The organism is Streptomyces sp. CY-1 (assembly GCF_047218265.1).
GTDB lineage: Bacteria > Actinomycetota > Actinomycetes > Streptomycetales > Streptomycetaceae > Streptomyces > Streptomyces niphimycinicus.
The window spans coordinates 1527699-1543297 of record NZ_CP178393.1; the positions used below are offsets into that span (position 1 = coordinate 1527699).

Consider the following 15599-nt stretch of genomic DNA (forward strand, 5'->3'; position numbering starts at 1 on the left):
TCGATGTCGTACTCGGTCACGGCTGAACCTCCTCGCACGGGGCGTATGCACTGGTCTGGGCCATCAGGCCACCTCCGCCCGGTCGGCCGCCATACCGACCGCGTCCAGCAGGGCGGTGCCCACTATCAGGTCGGCACCACCGAACTCGGGGTCGTCCAGCTCGGTGCCGTCGTCCACGGCGAACAGCAGCCGCTGCTCGCCCTGGCGGTAGGCGGTGCCGACCGGGGGGCTGGCGGCGTGGACGGCGAGGAGGGCGATCAGATAGGGCAGTTCGGGGTCGCGGCGGCGGGCGTCGGCGAGCAGCCCGGACAGCCGGCGGGGGGCGTCGGCGGGCAGCTCGAGCAGCTCCATGGCCACCGCCAGTTGCTCCTCGCTGAAGCGGCTGTCGTCGGGGGTGGCGATGAGGTCCGGCTCGGGCATCTCGGCGCCGAGGTGCTCGCGCTCCACCGGCGGGGTGAGCAGCATCTCGACCAGGTCGCCCATGCGCACCGAGGTCGGGGTGCGCAGGCCGGTGCCGCGGGCGAAGAACGCGTCGGTGACCCGGCCCGCGCGGTCGAGGGGAAGCGGGAGGACGGGGGCCAGCAACTGTCCGTACAGGTCGTATCCGGAGCGCGGGGCGGGGGGTGCGAAGGCTTGCCGGTCCTGCTCGGCGCGGAACAGCGGACCGGCCTCCAGCAGCCGGGACTGGAGCTGGGTGTGGCGCCGGATGCAGTCCTTGACGATGTCGACGAGCTCGGCGGCGCGCCGCTTGTGCTCGGCGCTCTCCGCCTCGTCGCGCGCCTTACGGATGTTGGTGAGGATCGCGTTCTCATGGCGGTAGCGGTCGGCGACGTGGTCGAGCGCCTCGCTGATCAGCTCGGGGACGGTGCTCAGCCAGTCGACGGCGCGGACGTTGCGCCGGGTGGCGTCGAGGGTGCGGCGCAGCGTCTCCGAGTACTGCACGGTGCGGTAGCGGGCCTGCTCGGCGGCGAGTTGGGCATCGGCGAGCCGGCCCCGGCTGATGAGGACCTCCAGCTTGACCTCGGCGGCGATCTGGGCGCTGGTGACATCCGTGTCGAGGGCGCCGACCAGGACGTTGACCGCCTCGTCGGTGGTGCGCAGATAGACGCTGCCGCCGGGGCCGGGCACCTCTTCGATCAGCTTGAAGTCATAGTCCCTGCGGACATACACCCCATCGGGCCCGAAGGTGCCGTAAACGGCGCGGAAGCCGCGGTCCACACTGCCGACGTTGATCAGGTTCTCCAGCACCCAGCGGGCGACCCGGTCATGCTCGGCGGCGGGGCGCCCGGGGGCCTGGGCCGCGACGCGGGGCAGCAGCCTGGCCACTATCTGCTCGTGGTCGGCGCCGGTGTCGAAGTCCATATGGAGCGTGACGAGATCGATGGCGGCGAGGGCGACCTCCGCCATCGCGTACACCCCGTACTCCCCCGCCAGATTGGCCTTGCGCGCGTCGAGGTCGTGCAGCGGCGCGGTGCAGGCGAGCGCGCGCAGCCGCCGGGCCAGGCCCTCGTCGGCGGCCGGGCCCGGGGCCGGCCTGGCGGCCCCTTCAGCGGTGTTGAGCTGGGGCGCGGCGGCCCCCGGGGGTGGAGATGTCACGTCGCACAGAGTAGGCGGTCGCACCGACAACGTACGAAACGGCACGGAGATCCCGGTATGAGGCACCAGATCCCCCGGGCGTGCACGCGCGTACACCGGCGCGTCCCCCGCACCTCACCGATCCGTCAGTCTACGGCTCACCGGCCGGTGGTCCGTCCAGGGCGAGCGCCGCGAAGGTGGCCAGCCAGTGGTCGCCGGTGAAGTCCCCGGAGTCGGTGGCCGGGAGCCCGGCGGCCAGATGGTCACGGGCCGCCGTCCGCAGCACGTCCGCCCGTGGATCGCCGTGCGGCAGGGCGGCGGCCAGGCGGCGGAGCGCGGCGGCCCGGCTGAGGATGAGGCCGAGGAGATGGCCGATCTGCGGATCGGCCGGGTCGGAGACGACGGGCGGGGTGAGCACGGTGACGGGCGCACCCCATTCGACGCCGGGCAGGAAACGTTCCAGCCAGCGCGCGAACTCCTCCTCCGGCAGCACCCGGCTCATCGCCTCGGCCTCGGTGAGCGCGGGCGAGAGGAAGTCCTGCCCGGAGGGCTCCCAGTGGACGGGGGCGTCATGGTCGTCGGCGAACCAGCCGAGGACGGCCTCGGTGACCGGTTCGACGATCGTCTCGACGCCCGCGGCGGCCGCGCTGTCCAGGACCAGACCGAGGGCGAAGGCGCTGTTGGTGTGGACGCCGTGCCGCACCGGATAGGTGGCGCGTGCCAGCCATCCGCTCAGCAGCAGCGCGCTGACCGCGTCGGCGGCCGGTCCCAGGGCCTTCGCCCAGCGCTCGCCCGCGGGGCCCGGGAGGCTCCGGCACTCGGCGGTCAGCGCGAGCAGCCAGGCCCATCCGTAAGGGCGCTCGAAGGAGGGATGGGCAAGGAGATAGTCCGCCTCGGCGGCCAGGGCATCGGCCGTAAGGTGCCCGTCCAGTACGGCGGTGACCTCGTCGGCACGGACGCGGTCGGGGCAGCGGCGCAGCAGGCGGACCAGCAGCCAGTGCATATGGACCGCGGAGTGCCAGTCGTAGGAGCCGTAGAAGGCAGGGTGGTGCCGGCGCGGCTCCACCAAGTCCTCGGGCCCGCGCAGCAGATGCGCCGGGGCGTTGGGATAGGCCCGGGTGACGTTGGCGGTGGCCAGGGCGGCGAACCGGGCCGCGTACCGGCCGAGTTCGCCGCCCCTTTCGTCCGGCTCCTCGGATTCGTTGGGCTCGTGCGGCTCGGTGGGCTCGTGCGGCTCGTGCGGCTCGTGCGGCTCGTGCGGCTCGTTCAATGCGTTGCTCCCTCGGCGATGCGCAGGTCGGTCCGGGTGCGCACGGCCGCCCCGATGATCGCCCGCAGCGCGTCGGCGGACATCGCGGCGGGCAGGGCGGGTTCGGCGCGGTCCACGACCTGTTCCGGCGCGTACGGGAGGTGGACGAAGCCGCCGCGCAGCGCGGGCCGCTCGGTGGCGATGAGATGGGCCAGGCCGTAGAAGACGTGGTTGCACACGAAGGTTCCGGCCGTCTGGGAGACCGCGGCCGGGATCCCGGCCTCGCGGACGGCCGCGACACACGCCTTGACGGGCAGGGAGGCGAAGTAGGCGGCCGGGCCGCCCTCGACGACCGGTTCGTCGATGGGCCGGCGTCCGGCGTTGTCGGGTATGCGGGCGTCGTCCACGTTGATCGCGACCCGCTCGACGGTGACACCGGGACGGCCGCCGGCCTGGCCCACGCACAGCACCAGGTCGGGGTCGGCCGCCTCCACGGCGGCGGCCAGTTGCTCCAGTGCGGTGCCGAAGACGCATGCGAGCTGTACGGCGGTGATCTCGGTGTCGGGCGGCGGAGCGGCGGCGACGAGGGAGACGGCCTGCCACGACGGGTTGACGTCCGAGCCCGCGAAGGGCTCGAAGCCGGTGAGCAGAACTCGGGTCACAGCGGCCCCCTTCAGAAGGCGAAGAGCGAGATGATGGCGATATTGCAGACCAGCAGCGCCCCGGCGGTGGGGATCTGCGCCTTGATGGGCCCGTACTGGTCCTTGAGTTCCAGCAGCGCGGCGGGCACCAGGTTGAAGTTGGCGGCCATGGGCGTCACCAGCGTGCCGCAGAAACCGGCCAGCATGCCGACGGCGAGGACGACGGGCGGATCCCCGTTCATCTGCTGGATGAGCACGGGCCAGCCGATGGCGGCGGTCATCACCGGGAAGGCGGCGAAGGCGTTGCCCATGATGATGGTGAACAGGGCCATTCCGATGCAGTAGACGGCCACGGCGATGTACTTCTGGCCGTCCGGCAGCAACTGCTCGGTGATCTTGCCGACCTGGGTGCCGACCCCGGCCACCTGGAAGATGGAGCCGAGTACGGCGAGCAACTGGGGCAGCAGCAGCGCCCAGCCCATGGACTCCAGCAGGCTCCGGCCGGCGTGCAGGGGCACCGAGGGCCGCCGCTCGCGCACCACGACCATGGCGACCAGCAGCCCGGCGATCGCGCCGAAGCCGAGGCCGAGGATGGTCTCGCTGCCCTCCTCCAGGACCGGTTCGCCCCCGATGTGCCAGTGCTTGACGGCCGACGCGCAGACGACGGCGACCAGCGGGATGGTGAGCGCCGGGACGAACAGCTTGCTGCCGAGCCGGGCGGCCGTGGCGGTGCGCTGCTCGGGGGTGGTGGTGTTGGGCACGCCCCGCCCGGTGAGCTGGAAGCCGCCCAGGCAGACCATGGCGAGGACGGCGACGCCCAGGGGTTCGGCCGGGGCCTTCTTCTCCACCACCCAACTGCTGTAGAAGAAGCAGCCGCCGAGCAGCCCCCAGAAGGCGGCCGAGCCAAGGCGCTTGGGGTTGCTGCGGTCGACGGCCATCTGGGCGGCCATGGCGAGGAAGACGGCGCCGACGAGCCAGTAGAACCACTCCGCCTTGATCACTTGGCTTCCTCCGCGGTGCGGCTGCCCTCGGCAGCGGATCGGCCGCGCGAGGCGGCGAGTTCGTGGTCCAGGGAGCGGTCCAGGCGCAGCAGCCGGAAGCCGTGGATGAGGAACGCGCAGACGGCGGTGGGGATGGCCCACAGCGCGAGCTGGAGCGGCTCCAGATGGGTGTGGTAGGTGGTGTTGACGAATCCGGTGATCAGCAGGATCGAGCCGATGGCCAGGAAGCAGTCCTCGCCGAAGAACAGCCCGACCGTGTCGGCGCTGGCGGAGTACGAGCGGACACGCTCGCGGACCCGCTCGGGCAGCGGGCCGTGGCGGCGTTCCGCGGCACCCTCGGCCATCGGGGCGACCATGGGCCGCACGCTCTGGGCGGGGCCGCCGATGCTGGTGAGGCCGAGCGCGGCGGTGAGCTGGCGCAGCGCCAGGTAGAGGGCGAGGAACCGGCCGGTGGTGAGCTTGCCGAGCCGCCCGATGAGGGTCCGGGCCTGTTCCTGGAGGCCGTTGCGCTCCAGGAGTCCGATCACGGGCAGGGTGATGACGAAGATCGTCACCGAGCGGCTGGAGGCGAAGCCGTCGCCGAAGGCCGCCAGGATCTCCTGGGGCGAGAGCTTGGCCAGCAGTCCGGTGGCGATGCCGGCGACCCCCACCACCAGCAACGGGTTGCGTCGTGTGGCGAAACCGAGGATCACCACGAGGACGCCAAGGAGAACGATCATGCGTCCAGCCTTCCGCGCAGAAGGACCTCACGGAGGCGTGAGGAGAGTGCACCGGAGGCTAGGCGTTCGTTCAACGATCCGACAAGAGCCTGAAACGAACTTGTTCCGGCTCCGCCGGATCGTTTACCGCTGGGAAACCTCTATCGCCGGGACATCTTCCGTCCGTAGGCATCGGCCAACTGCCCCTGGGAATCGTCCAGATAGGAGGCGAGCAGCCGCTCCGCCTCCACCGCGTCGCCGCTCTGGAGCACCTCCAGGATCTGGCGGTTGCGCACCAGATAGGGGGCGTGGAAGCGGCGGGGGTCGGCCATGACATGGAAGACCAGCCGGAGCTCGGCCAGCACCCCGCGCATGAGCTCGTCCGCGCGGGGACTTCCGGCGAGGGAGACGATCGCCTGATGGAAGCGGATATTGGCGGTGGACAGGTCCTGCCAGGCCCGGTCGCGTGCGGCGCGCTCGCCCGCGAGGACCGCCGCCTCGACCGCCTGGACCGCGTGGGGCGGCTCCCCCAGGCCGCGCACCGTCGCGCATTCGACCAGCCGGCGCACGCGGTAGATGTCATTGAGGTCGTCGACCGTGACGACGCGGACGAACACCCCGCGGTTCAGCTCGTGCACCAGCAGCCGCTCATGGGTCAGCAGGCGGAACGCCTCGCGGAGGGTGTTGCGCGAGACCCCGAGCGCGCCGCCCACACTGTCCTCGGACAGCCGGGTGCCGGGCGGGAAGAACCCCTCGGCGATGCGGTCGCGCAGGATGTCGGCGACGCGCTCCGCCGTGCTGGTGCGCCCCAGCAGGGCCCGGTCGGCCTCGAGCCCGGCGGCGAGAGCGGAGACCCGGGGGTACCCGGGCGCCTCCGCCGTCTGTGCCGCCTCCCCCGCCTCCGGCATCCCCGGCGACTCGTCCGCCGATTCCCCCGACGACTCACCGGACCGGCGATTTACGCCTTTTGCCCCGTTCGCCACATCAGCCCCTGTTCGATGTCTCGTTCGTCCCGTATAGCGAGAAGTCAAGCCCAGAAACCGTCACCGGACAACAACCATCTTGTCGGATCGTTCAACGATCGCTTACCTTGTGATGCCATCCACAGCCCCTCACGTATCCCCCACGCCCCGAACGGACGGATATGACCGCATCCTTGGCGAACCTGTCCATCGATCTCAACGCCGACCTCGGTGAGGGGTTCGGCCGCTGGCGGCTCACCGACGACGAGGCCCTGCTGTCCATCGTCACCAGCGCCAATGTCGCCTGTGGCTTCCACGCCGGGGACCCCTCGACCATGCGCCGGGTGTGCGAGCTGGCCGCCGAGCACGGGGTGCGCATCGGGGCCCAGGTCTCCTACCGTGACCTGGCCGGTTTCGGCCGGCGCAGCATGGACGTCCCGCCGCGGGAGCTGACCGACGAGATCGCCTATCAGATCGGCGCGCTGGAGATCTTCGCCCGCGCCGCCGGGGCGCGGGTGCACTACGTCAAGCCGCATGGCGCGCTCTACAACCGCAGCGTGCACGACGAGGCCCAGGCCGCCGCCGTGGTCGAGGGCGTCCGGCTGGCCGCGGGTGGTCCGCTGCCGGTGCTGGGGCTGCCCGGGTCCCGGTTGCACGAGGCAGCCCGCGCGGCCGGGCTGCCGGTGATCGCCGAGGCGTTCGCCGACCGCGCCTACACCGCCGCCGGGACCCTCGTACCGCGCGGCGAGCCCGGCGCCGTGGTCTCCGACCCGGACACGGTGGTCAAGCGCGCCCTCGGCTTCGCCCGGGACCGCGCGGTGACCTCGATCGACGGACAGCGCATCGAGGTGGATGTGCGCTCGCTGTGCGTCCACGGCGACACCCCCGGCGCCGCCGACCTCGCCCGCCGGGTGCGGGACGAGCTGACGGCCGCCGGAGTGCGCGTGGCGGCGTTCATATGACCCTGCGGTCCCTGCCCGTCGGCGAGCACGGGCTGCTCATCGAGGTCGACAGCGGCGAGGCGGCCGAGGCGCTCCACGCCGAGCTGCTGCGCCGTGCCGCCGCGCGGAAGCTGCCCGCCGTACGCGAGATCGTGCCCGCCGCCCGCACCGTGTTCCTCGACGGGCTCGCCGACCCCGGGCGGCTCGCCGCCGAGCTGCCCGGCTGGCGGATACCGCCGCTGGACCGCGGCGACAGCGAGATCGTCGAGGTGTCCGTGCGCTACGACGGGCCCGATCTGGCCGAGGTCGCGAAGCGGTGGGGGGTGACGCCCGAGGAAGCCGTAAGGATCCACTCGGGCACCGAGTTCCGGGTGGCCTTCTGCGGCTTCGCGCCCGGCTTCGGCTATCTGACGGGGCTGCCCGAGCGGTTCCATGTGCCGCGCCACGCCACGCCCAGGACCCGGGTGCCGGTCGGCTCGGTGGCCCTCGCGGGCGGGTACACGGGCGTCTATCCGCGCGCGTCCCCCGGCGGCTGGCAGCTCATCGGCACCACGGACGCCGTGCTGTGGGACACCGCGCGGGAACCGGCGGCGCTCTTCACCCCCGGCACCCGTGTCCGCTTCGTCCCGGTACGGGGCGCGGCGGGCCCGGTGCCGGGCCCCACTCCGGGAGGGACGGCGCCATGACCGACAGCGCCTTCGTCGTCGTACGGCCGGGAGCCCTGACCACCGTCCAGGACCTGGGCCGGGTCGGCCACGCCCATCTGGGGGTGCCCCGCTCGGGTGCGCTCGACCAGCCCGCCCACCGGCTCGCCAACCGCCTGGTGGGCAACGCCGAAGGGGCCGCGACCCTGGAGACCACGCTGACCGGCTGTGCGGTGCGGCTGCGCCGCCCGGCGACGGTCGCGGTCACCGGCGCGCCCTGCCCGGTGACGGTCGACGGCCGCCCCGCCGCGTGGGGAGCGGCCGTACGAGTGCCCGCGGGCGCGCTCCTGGAGGCCGGGGCCGCCGCCCACGGGGTGCGCAGCTATATGGCGTTCGACGGCGGTGTCGAGGCCGAGCCGGTGCTGGGCAGCCGGGCCACGGATGTGCTCTCCGGGCTGGGCCCGGCGCCGCTCGCGGACGGCGCGGTGCTGCGGCTGGGGCCGCCGGGCGGGCCCGCGCCCGGTGTGGACGGGGTGCCGCATCGGGGCGTCGCACCGGAGTTGGTGCTTCCGGTGGTGCTCGGCCCGCGCGACGACTGGTTCACCCCGGCGGGGCTGCGCACCCTCACCACCGGGGCCTTCCGGGTCGCGGCCGCGAGCAACCGGATCGGGCTCCGGACCGAGGGCCCCTCGCTGGAGCGGGCGAAGGACGGTGAGCTGGCCAGTGAGGGGATGGCGCTCGGCGCGCTCCAAGTCCCGCCGGACGGACGGCCGGTGCTCTTCCTGGCCGACCATCCGACGACCGGCGGCTACCCGGTCGTGGGCGTCGTGCCGGAGCCGTATCTGGCCGCCGCCGCGCAGGCCGTCCCCGGCACGCCGGTGCGGTTCACCCCGCTGGGCCGGGCCTCCTGGGGACCGCCCGCGCGGCGCGCCGTCGCGGACGGGCCCGGCTGTTGACAGGCCCTCGCGCCAGGAGGTGTCCGACGGATCCTGACGCCCGCGGCGGGCTGCTCGCCGCCCCTTCCCTCAACTGGGGCTCCGCCCCGGGCCCCGGGTCCAGGGGCGAGCCTTTGCCGCATGGTCCGCCGGACACCCCGTAACCGTCCCGGGCCCGGACAGGACCCGGCCCCGGCAGCCCCTAGCGGGCCCGCCGTGCGCCGACCCGCTCCCTGCGCTGCGCCTTGCGGCGCAGGGCGCGGCGCCCCTCCTCACCGACGCCGCCCCAGACCCCGTGGGTCATCCCGGTCTCCAGCGCGTACTCCAGGCATTCCTGGATCACCGGACAGCGGTGGCAGACCTCCTTGGCCCGCGCCTCCTGCTGCTGGGCGGCCGGGCCCGCCACCCCCACCGGGAAGAACAGCTCCGGGTCCTCGTGCGTGCATTCGGCCTTCTGCCACCAGGCCATGGCTGCCCCTTCCGTGAACGACGGTGCTGTAAGCGCCCGCCATCGGACTCACACGCATGGTTCGCGAGCGGGCGCCGCCCGGGAATCGTGCGGGCGCGTCCTGGCGGGCTTCGATATGGGTCGGGTTTCCGATCGTGGCGGCGGCAAACGGATCCGAACAGGCCATGGTTCACACCGGGCATCCTCGGTGAGCCCCAGGGGCCGCCTCGGCCCGTCCCGAGGCGTCGGTCCCGCCACGCCACGCGGTGAGCCCGGCACCGGCCACCGGCGGTCAGTCCCCGGCCGCCTCCGCCGGGCCGTAACCGCCGCCGCCCGGCGTGTGGACGACCAGGATGTCCCCCACCCCGACGTCCGTCGCGTCGCGGCCCTCCAGGTGGTCCACCGAACCGTCGGCGCGCTCGATCAGATTCGCGCCCAGCGCGCCCGGTTCGCCGCCCGCCATGCCGTACGGGGGCACCCGGCGGTGGCCGGTGAGGAGGGCGACGGTCATCGGCTCCAGGAAGCGGATGCGGCGGGTGACGCCGTGGCCGCCGCGCCAGTGGCCGCGGCCGCCGCTGTCCGGGCGGATCGCGAAGCTCTCCACCCGCACCGGATAGCGCCACTCCAGCACCTCGGGGTCGGTCAGCCGGGAGTTGGTCATATGGGTCTGTACGGCGTCCGCGCCGTCGAAGCCGTCTCCGGCGCCGGAGCCGCTGGCGACCGTCTCGTAGTACTGGACGCGGTCATTGCCGAAGGTGACGTTGTTCATCGTGCCGGAGCCCTCGGCCTGGACGCCCAGGGCCGCGTACAGGGCGCCCGTGACGGCCTGGGAGGTCTCGACGTTCCCGGCGACCGTGGCCGCCGGGAAGACCGGCGCCAGCATGGAGCCCTCGGGGATGCGGACCTCAAGGGGCTTGAGACAGCCGCTGTTGAGCGGGATGTCCTCGGCGACCAGCGTCCGGAAGACATAGAGCACGGCCGCCATGACCACCGAGCTGGGCGCGTTGTCGTTGCCCGGCCGCTGGGGCGAGGTGCCGGTGAAGTCCAGGAGGGCGCCGCGCGCCGTGCGGTCCACCGTAAGGGTGACGCGGATGACCGCCCCGCTGTCGGTCTCGTAGCGGTACGAGCCATCGCCGAGGCCGGTCAGGATGCGGCGCACCGACTCCTCGGCATTGTCCTGGACGTGGCCCATATAGGCGTGCACGACGTCGAGGCCGAACTGCCCGATCATCCGGCGCAGTTCCTGGATGCCCTTCTCGTTGGCGGCGATCTGGGCGCGCAGATCGGCGAGGTTGGCGTCCGGGGCGCGGGACGGATACGGCCCGCCGGTCAGCAGTTCACGGCTCTCCCGCTCCCTCAGTACCCCGTCCCGTACCAGCAGCCAGTTGTCGAAGAGGACGCCCTCCTCCTGGATGGTGCGGCTGAAGGCGGGCATGGAGCCGGGGGTGATACCGCCGATCTCGGCGTGGTGGCCGCGCGAGGCGACGAGGAAGAGCAGTTCGTCCCCCGCCTCGTCGAAGACCGGGCTGACCACGGTGATATCCGGCAGGTGGGTGCCTCCGTGGTACGGGTCGTTGATCGCGTACACATCGCCGGGGCGCATCGTGTCCCCGTTGCGCCGCAGCACCTCCTTGATGGACTCGCCCATGGAGCCCAAGTGCACCGGGATGTGCGGGGCGTTGGCGATGAGATTGCCCTCGGCGTCGAAGAGTGCGCAGGAGAAGTCGAGCCGCTCCTTGATGTTGACGGAGTGGGCGGTGTGCTCCAGGCGCACGCCCATCTGTTCGGCGATGGCCATGAAGAGGCTGTTGAAGACCTCCAGCATCACGGGGTCCACCTCGGTGCCGACCGCGGTGCTGCTCGGCCGCGGCCGGACCCGGGTGAGCAGCAGATGGCCGCTTTCGCCCGCGGTGGCCTGCCAGCCGGGGTCGACCACGGTGGTGGCGTCCTCCTCGGCGATGATCGCGGGCCCGGTGACCCGGTCCGACGGGCGCATACGGTCGCGTTCATACAGGGCGGTCCGCTGCCATCGCCCTTCCGTGAACATCCTTACGGTCGTCACGGGCGCCAGTTCGCCCTCCCTGGGCGGCCGCTGAACGGCATGGCCGCCGACGGGCCCGGACGCGCCGACCGCCTCCACCGACACCGCCTCGACGACCAGCGGCTTGTCCATGGTGAAGGCGTAGCGCGCGCGGTGCGCCCGGACGAAGTCCTCGGTCATCGCGGGGACGGAGCCCAGCGGTACGGGGATGCTGGAGTCGGTGCCGGCGTACCGCAGATGGACCCGGGCGACGGTGTCCAGGGTGTCCTCCGGGACACCGTCCGCGAGCAGTTCGCCGCGGGTCCGGCCGGCCAGCCGCCCGCACAGCTCGCGCACGCGCTCCAGCGTCCCCTCGCCCAGCTCCGCCTCGACGGCCTGCTCGCGCATGGCGGTGGCGTCGGCCACCCCGATGCCGTACGCGGAGAGCACTCCGGCCAGCGGCGGCACGATCACCGTGCCGATGCCGAGCGCGTCGGCGACCGCGCAGGCGTGCTGGCCGCCCGCGCCGCCGAAGCTGGTGAGCGCGTAGCGGGTGACGTCACGGCCGCGCTGTACGGAGATCTTCTTGACCGCGTTGGCCATATTGAGCACCGCGATGTCCAGGAAGCCCGCCGCGGCCTCCTCCGGTCCGCGCCGGTCGCCGGTGGCCTCCGCGATCTCCTCGGCGAGCGCGGCGAAGCGCTCCCGGACCGTCGCCGCGTCCAGCGGCCGGTCGGCGTGCGGGCCGAAGACCGCCGGGAAGTGGTCCGGCTGGATCCGGCCGAGCATCACATTCGCGTCGGTCACGGTCAGCGGACCGCCGCGCCGGTAGCAGGCGGGACCGGGGACCGCCCCGGCCGAGTCCGGCCCCACGCGATAGCGCCGCCCGTCGAAGTGGAGCACCGAACCGCCGCCCGCCGCCACGGTGTGGATGTTCATCATCGGGGCGCGCATCCGCACCCCGGCGACCTCGGTGCCGAAGACGCGCTCGAACTCGCCCGCGTAGTGCGAGACATCGGTCGAGGTGCCACCCATGTCGAAGCCGATGACGCGGTCGTGTCCGGCCTCGCCGGAGGAGCGCGCCATGCCCACCACACCGCCCGCCGGTCCGGACAGCACCGCGTCCTTGCCCCGGAAGTGCGCGGCCTCCCGCAGCCCTCCGTTGGACTGCATGAACATCAGCCGGATACCGCGCAGTTCGGCGGCCACGTCCTCCACATAGCGGCGCAGGATGGGTGAGAGATACGCGTCGACCACGGTGGTGTCGCCGCGTGACACCAGTTTCATCAGCGGGCTGACCTCGTGGGAGCAGCTCACCTGCGGGAAGCCGAGGTCGCGCGCCACCGCGGCGATGGCCTGTTCGTGGGCGGCGTGCCGATAGCCGTGCAGCAGGACGACTGCGGCGCTGCGGAAGCCGTCGCGGTGGGCGGTGCGCAGCGCCTCGGCCGCGGCGTCCAGGTCCAGGGGGCGGACGATCTCGCCGTGGGCGTCCACCCGCTCGGGGATCTCCACCACCCGGTCGTACAGCGCCTCGGGGAGCAGGATCCGGCGGTCGAAGAGGCGGGGGCGGTTCTGGTACGCGATGCGCAGGGCGTCCCGGAAGCCTTCGGTGACGACGAGGACGGTCGGCTCGCCCTTGCGCTCCAGCAGGGCGTTGGTGGCGACCGTGGTGCCCATCTTGACGACGTCGATCATGTCGGCCGGGACCGGTTCACCGGGGCCGAGCCCCAGCGTCTGCCGGATCCCGGCAACAGCGGCGTCGGTATAGCGCTCGGGGTGGTGGGAGAGCAGCTTGCGGGTGACCAGGCGGCCGTCCGGACGCTTGCCGACGACGTCCGTGAAGGTTCCGCCCCGGTCGATCCAGAATTCCCAGCGACCCGTCACCCCGCCATTGTCGCAGCGGGCGGCGGTGGGTCGGCGATGAGCGGATCGGCGGGCGGGTGGGACAGCGGCGCGGTGGGGGCGGGCTGCGGGGCGGCGGACGGGGGCGGGGGCGGCTCGGTGAGGGCGCCGGCGGGCGGGTGAGGGAGCAGGGCGGGGGCCGGGCCGCTGGTCACCGCGGTGAGCGCGGCGAGAGTCGCCCGCCGGTCCCGCTCCTCCAGCAGATGCGCGGTGCCCCGGAGGCGGTGCCTCCATTCCAGGGCCGCCAGCGCGACGAGGCCGGGGAGGAGGTCGGTGCAGCGGTCCGCGATCCAGCGGGTGCCGCGGGTCGCCATCCACCACGCGGAGGCGGCGCGTGAGGGCGCGATGCCGTCGAGCTCCAGGGACGGCGGGGCGCCGGTCGCGATGGACCGGGCGCGCAGGGCGCTGTGGAACTCCCTGGCCAGCAGCCGGTGCCCGAGCTCGCTCGGATGCAGCCGGTCCACGCTCCAGGCCCGCCGCTCGGCGACCCAACTGTGGTCGCCCAGCTCCACATGGACCGCCTCGTACCGCTGGGACAGCGCGTGCACCACGGTGTTCACCGCGCGCATCCGGCGACCCAGCGGGCGGGCGAGCGCGGAGGGCAGCCCCAGCATCCGCCCGGGGTCGGGCAGGCAGGCGGTGAGCACCACGGCGCCGTCGGCGCGCAGCGCGCCGATCGTGCGGTCGAGGGCCTCGGCGACCCGGTGGATGTCGAACGAGTCACGCAGCGTGTCGTTTCCGCCGACCACGACCGAGGCCAGATGCGGACGGGCGCGGCGGGCCTCGGCCAGTTGCTCGTCGGCGACATCGGCGGCCAGCGCCCCGCTGCGGGACACATTGACGAACTCCACCGGCTCATCGGGATGCGGCCCGGTGGCGGCCGCCAGCAGCGCGGCCCAGCCACGCCATCCACCGCCGGGCGCCGGGTCGCCGAGCCCCTCGGTGAGCGAGTCGCCGAGGGCGGCGAATCGCAGCCTGCGCGGCTCCGCGCCGTCCCCCGTGCCCGGCGTGGGGCCGGGTGTCCGCCCGGCCGCCGGGTGCGGGGCAGTGGTGGAACCCTGCCCCGCACCCTCCGTCTCCGTCTCCGCCTCAGTGAGGACGGCCTCCGTAGGGACGGTGTCCGTAAGGACGGCCTCCGTAAGGACGGTGTCCGTAAGAACGGCCTCCGTAAGGACGGTGTCCGTTACGACGGCCTCCGTAAGGACGTTCTCCGTTACGACGGCCTCCGTAAGGACGTTCTCCGTACGAGACGGTTCCGTACCAGCGCGGTCCCCCGTGTGAGCGCCGGCTGCGCTCACCGCACACCGCCGACTGCCCGGTACGCGGAGACCGCCGTGGCGGCCGGGAGCGACGCGGCCGGGACCCGGCCGCCGTCGGCGCACCGGACGCCCTCGGTGGACGCGTCATGGGCGGTCAGGAAGGCGGCGACCGCGGCGGGCCAGCCGTAGCGCTCGGCGCGTGCCCGGGCCGCCGCCCGGCGGAGGGGCTCCGAGCGGCCCAGGACGCGCTCCACGGCGTCCGCGAAGGCCGTCCCGTCGTCCGCGGCGGTGTCGCCCGCGGCGCCGACGATGTCGGGCAGCGCGGAGAGCGCGCTGACGACGACGGGCGAACCGCATGCCAGCGCCTCCAGCGCCGCGAGGCCGAAGGTCTCCGCCGGGCCCGGCGCCAGCACGACATCGGCGCTGGCCTGGATGGCGGCGAGCCCCGCCCGCTCGGCCACATGGCCGAGAAAGACGGCCGGAAGCCCTTCGGCGTGGGCGCGGGCCTCCAGGCGCGGCCGCAGCGGCCCGTCCCCGGCGACCACGAGCGCCGCGGAGACGCCCCGCCGCCGCAGCTCGGCGAGCGCGTCGAGCGCCCGGCCCGGCCGCTTCTCGGGCGAGAGCCGCGAGCACATGGCGAGGAGAACGGCAGCCTCGCCGCGGTGGTGGTCGCGCAGCGCGGCGTCGTGGTGGGAGGGGTGGAAGTGGCCGAGATCCACGCCCAGCGGGGCGCGTACGACATTCCGCGCGCCGATCCGTACAAACTCGCGCGCCGCCCACTCGGTGGTGCAGACGATCCGCGAGTACGCCCGCGCGGTACGGAGGTTGAGCCGGTCCGCGGCGCCCTGGGCGAACCCGTCCGGCACCCCCCAGGTGCGCAGCACGGCGTCCGCGCTCTCATGGGAGACCATCACGGCCGGTACGCGGGCGCGCCGCGCCCACTCCCCCGTCCAGCGGAGGGTGGTGCGGTCCGACACCTCGAGCCGGTCCGGTGCCAGGCCGTCGAGCAGCCGGGTCAGCCGCCGCCGGTCGGTCAGGACGCGGTAGCCGCCGGTGCCGGGGATGGTCGGCCCGGGGAGCGTGATCACCCGGCCCTGCCGGGTCTGCTCGTCCGAGACCCGCTCGCCCGGCACCACCAGGACGGCCTCGTGCCCGGCCGCCTGATAACCGGCCCCGAGCTCGCGCAGCGCGGTGCGGAGGCCGCCGGAAGCGGGGGTGACGAAGTTGGCCAGCCGGACGATGCGCAGGCCCTTGCCGTCGCTCATGCTGCTCTCTCCTCCCACGGAACTCACGCTGTGTGCCTTTCATTCGCTGCTCCGCCCAC

General features: G+C 73.5%; 13 protein-coding genes. 3 read left to right on the top strand and 10 right to left on the bottom strand.

The features are described 5' to 3' along the window. Window positions 1-63 precede the first annotated feature (63 nt). The 6 genes from ACK1X7_RS06290 to ACK1X7_RS06315 all read right to left on the bottom strand — a co-directional run bounded on the left by ACK1X7_RS06290 (window position 64) and on the right by ACK1X7_RS06315 (window position 6072). Complete coding sequence (locus ACK1X7_RS06290; RefSeq protein WP_093468884.1) at window positions 64-1596, bottom strand: hypothetical protein; 1533 nt, start codon at window positions 1594-1596, stop codon at window positions 64-66. Window positions 1597-1726: 130 nt separating this feature from the next. Continuing rightward, window positions 1727-2713 carry a DUF2891 domain-containing protein gene (locus ACK1X7_RS06295; protein WP_413116852.1) on the bottom strand — a complete coding sequence of 329 codons (987 nt, stop codon included), beginning with the start codon at window positions 2711-2713 and terminating at the stop codon, window positions 1727-1729. A 128-nt stretch (window positions 2714-2841) separates the two neighbouring features. Next, window positions 2842-3486 (bottom strand): pyroglutamyl-peptidase I, encoded by a 645-nt coding sequence (pcp, locus tag ACK1X7_RS06300; RefSeq protein WP_413114749.1) that lies wholly within the window; start codon window positions 3484-3486, stop codon window positions 2842-2844. 11 nt (window positions 3487-3497) lie between these two features. Beyond that, window positions 3498-4466: a DUF979 domain-containing protein gene (locus ACK1X7_RS06305; protein WP_390794639.1), complete on the bottom strand. Its 969-nt coding sequence runs from the start codon at window positions 4464-4466 to the stop codon at window positions 3498-3500. Further along, the gene (locus ACK1X7_RS06310) at window positions 4463-5185 is read right to left on the bottom strand and encodes a DUF969 domain-containing protein (RefSeq protein WP_385154086.1); all 723 of its coding nucleotides are present in this window, start codon (window positions 5183-5185) and stop codon (window positions 4463-4465) included. Before ACK1X7_RS06310 ends, ACK1X7_RS06305 begins: the two co-directional genes overlap by 4 nt. 140 nt (window positions 5186-5325) lie before the next feature. Continuing rightward, window positions 5326-6072, bottom strand: coding sequence for a GntR family transcriptional regulator (locus tag ACK1X7_RS06315; protein ID WP_390794638.1), 747 nt, complete (start codon window positions 6070-6072; stop codon window positions 5326-5328). A gap of 236 nt (window positions 6073-6308) precedes the next feature. On the opposite strand from ACK1X7_RS06315, the gene ACK1X7_RS06320 reads away from it, so the two are divergent. The 3 genes from ACK1X7_RS06320 to ACK1X7_RS06330 are packed head-to-tail and all read left to right on the top strand — an operon-like array spanning window position 6309 to window position 8667. Next, the gene (locus ACK1X7_RS06320) at window positions 6309-7088 is read left to right on the top strand and encodes a LamB/YcsF family protein (RefSeq protein WP_385154080.1); all 780 of its coding nucleotides are present in this window, start codon (window positions 6309-6311) and stop codon (window positions 7086-7088) included. Further along, window positions 7085-7753, top strand: a complete 669-nt coding sequence (locus ACK1X7_RS06325; RefSeq protein WP_382948857.1) for a 5-oxoprolinase subunit B family protein — start codon at window positions 7085-7087, stop codon at window positions 7751-7753. The genes ACK1X7_RS06320 and ACK1X7_RS06325 overlap by 4 nt, the downstream gene beginning before the upstream one ends. Then, window positions 7750-8667, top strand: a complete 918-nt coding sequence (locus ACK1X7_RS06330) for a biotin-dependent carboxyltransferase family protein (protein WP_385154077.1) — start codon at window positions 7750-7752, stop codon at window positions 8665-8667. Before ACK1X7_RS06325 ends, ACK1X7_RS06330 begins: the two co-directional genes overlap by 4 nt. 181 nt (window positions 8668-8848) lie before the next feature. On the opposite strand, the gene ACK1X7_RS06335 is transcribed toward ACK1X7_RS06330, so the two are convergent. The 4 genes from ACK1X7_RS06335 to ACK1X7_RS06350 all read right to left on the bottom strand — a co-directional run bounded on the left by ACK1X7_RS06335 (window position 8849) and on the right by ACK1X7_RS06350 (window position 15540). Continuing rightward, window positions 8849-9115: a WhiB family transcriptional regulator gene (locus tag ACK1X7_RS06335; protein ID WP_385154074.1), complete on the bottom strand. Its 267-nt coding sequence runs from the start codon at window positions 9113-9115 to the stop codon at window positions 8849-8851. A 271-nt stretch (window positions 9116-9386) separates the two neighbouring features. Continuing rightward, on the bottom strand, window positions 9387-12998 hold the full coding sequence (locus tag ACK1X7_RS06340; protein ID WP_413114750.1) for a hydantoinase B/oxoprolinase family protein: 3612 nt from the start codon (window positions 12996-12998) through the stop codon (window positions 9387-9389). Continuing rightward, window positions 12995-14314 carry an SGNH/GDSL hydrolase family protein gene (locus ACK1X7_RS06345; protein ID WP_390794636.1) on the bottom strand — a complete coding sequence of 440 codons (1320 nt, stop codon included), beginning with the start codon at window positions 14312-14314 and terminating at the stop codon, window positions 12995-12997. The genes ACK1X7_RS06340 and ACK1X7_RS06345 overlap by 4 nt, the downstream gene beginning before the upstream one ends. Beyond that, window positions 14311-15540, bottom strand: coding sequence for a glycosyltransferase (locus ACK1X7_RS06350; protein ID WP_385154065.1), 1230 nt, complete (start codon window positions 15538-15540; stop codon window positions 14311-14313). Before ACK1X7_RS06350 ends, ACK1X7_RS06345 begins: the two co-directional genes overlap by 4 nt. Window positions 15541-15599 lie beyond the last annotated feature (59 nt).